Genomic DNA, 2,140 nt, shown 5'->3' on the forward strand with positions numbered 1-2,140 from the left:
GGGCCAGGGGGAGTTTGCGAAGGCTCTGCTTGCGCATGCGTTGGAGATCCTTGTGGATAGGTCTTAAAGGAGCCCTCGATGCAGGTGTGGGGTCGATGGGGTCTTCTCCAGTCCCTGCATCTCGGGACTGGGGCCAGAATGCCGCCGGGGTCGGACCGCTCACATGGGACGAGTCCGAAAGCCGTTCGGCCGCTCAGGGTTGCGGGCATGGGGGCGGGAAGGCAGCGCCGCCGGGTGGACCGGCGGCGCGGGGAGGGCGGGACGCGGGGCGGCTACTTGACCGCCTGGTCCTCGATGCGGTCGGCGTCGAACAGGGTCTCCAGCTCGGCACGGGCCTCGCGGGCGGTCTGCAGCATGGCAGCCGTGTCGCCGTGGACCTTGTACTGGGCCGCCAGGACTTCCTCGTCGTGGCGCTGGAAGCGGCGGATGCGCGCCTCCGCCTGCTCGGGCGGCAGCCCCATGGCGAGGAGGATCTGCCGGGCCATCTCCAGGCTGGAATAGAAGGTCTCGCGCACCGGCATGGCGCCCAGGTCGAGCAACTGGTGCACGTGCTGGCGGTCCCGGGCGCGGGAGATGATCTTCAGGTGCGGGTAGAGCCGGTGCACCAGTTCGGTGGTGCGCAGGTTGGTGACCGGGTCGTCGGTGGCGATGACGAAGAACTCGGCCTTGTCCACCTTGGCGGCACGGAGGATCTCCGGCCGCAGCGGGTCGCCGTAGAAGATCGGGATGCGGCCCAGGCTGCGGGACAGCTCGATGGTCTCCACCGAGGTATCCAGCGCCAGGAAGGGCACGCGCTGGGCGTGCAGCACACGGGCGATGATCTGACCCATGCGCCCGGTGCCGGCGATCACCACGCGCGGGGTGTCGCCTTCGATGCGCTGGTACTCCTCGGGTACCTCCACGGGTGCCGGCGCTGTCTTGGCGAAGCGGCTCACCAGCAGGATCAGCAGGGGCGTCATGGCCATGGACAGGGTGATGGCCAGCACCAAGTAGCCGTGCAGGTCGGCATCCACCAGGCGGTGTTCGCGGGCCATCTTGAACACCACGAAAGCGAACTCGCCGCCGGCGGCCAGCACCACCGCCAGGCGCAGCGCACTCTGACGCACCTGGTGGCCCGCCACGCGCGCCACCAGGTACAGCACCGGGAACTTGCAGGCCACCAGCAGCAGGGTGAGGCCCAGCACCAGCAGCGGCTGGCGCAGCAGCAGGCCGAGGTCGGTGCTCATGCCCACGCTGATGAAGAACAGGCCGAGCAGCAGGCCCTTGAAGGGCTCGATCTGCGCTTCCAGTTCGTGGCGGTATTCCGAATCGGCCAGCAGCAAGCCGGCGAGGAAGGCGCCCAGGGCCATGGACACGCCGGCTTCCTCCATCAACCAGGCGGTGCCGATCACCACCAGCAGCGCGGTGGCGGTGGACACCTCCTGCAGGCCGGTACGGGCCACCACGCGGAACACCGGGCGCAGCAGGTAGCGGCCGCCGATGATCACCAGGCCGATGCTGCCCACCACCTCGGCAAGGTGGCGCAGGCCGCCGCCGTCCTGCTCCGGGGTGGCCGAGCCGCTGAGCAGCGGCACCAGGGCGATCAGCGGGATCGCCGCGATGTCTTGGAACAGCAGGATGGCGAAGGCCAGGCGCCCGTGGGGGCTGGTCAGCTCCTTGCGCTCGGCGAGGATCTGCAGGCCGAACGCCGTGGACGACAGCGCCAGGCCCAGGCCCAGCACCACCGAGGCCTGCCAGCTCTGGGCGAAACCGAACCCGGCCACGCTGCCGATCAAGGCCCCGGTAAACAACACCTGGGCCAGGCCAACGCCGAATACCGAGCGACGCATCACCCACAGGCGCTTGGGCGACAGCTCCAGGCCGATGATGAACAGCAACAGCACCACCCCCAGCTCGGACAGCGTGGCGACGCTCTGCGGGTCATTCACCAGCCCGAGCACGGACGGGCCGATGAACAGACCGGCAAACAGATAACCGAGCACCGCGCCCAGGTGCAGGCGACGGGCGAGCGGAACGGCGAGGACGGCGGCGAGCAGGAAGACGACGGCGACCTGCAACGAGCTGCCTTCATGGGGCATAGCGGAATCCTTGGTAAAGCGGGAACGGTGCCTACAGGCGGGTGGAGGGCAAGGATAGGGGG

At 69.1% G+C, this 2,140-nt stretch carries 1 protein-coding gene; it reads right to left on the reverse strand.

Annotated features, from left to right (window positions below):
• Positions 1–272 precede the first annotated feature (272 nt).
• Positions 273–2,078 (reverse strand): monovalent cation:proton antiporter-2 (CPA2) family protein, encoded by a 1,806-nt coding sequence (locus SZ55_RS25445; protein WP_044413609.1) that lies wholly within the window; start codon positions 2,076–2,078, stop codon positions 273–275.
• Positions 2,079–2,140 lie beyond the last annotated feature (62 nt).

Source organism: Pseudomonas sp. FeS53a (assembly GCF_000931385.1).
Lineage (GTDB): Bacteria > Pseudomonadota > Gammaproteobacteria > Pseudomonadales > Pseudomonadaceae > Metapseudomonas > Metapseudomonas otitidis.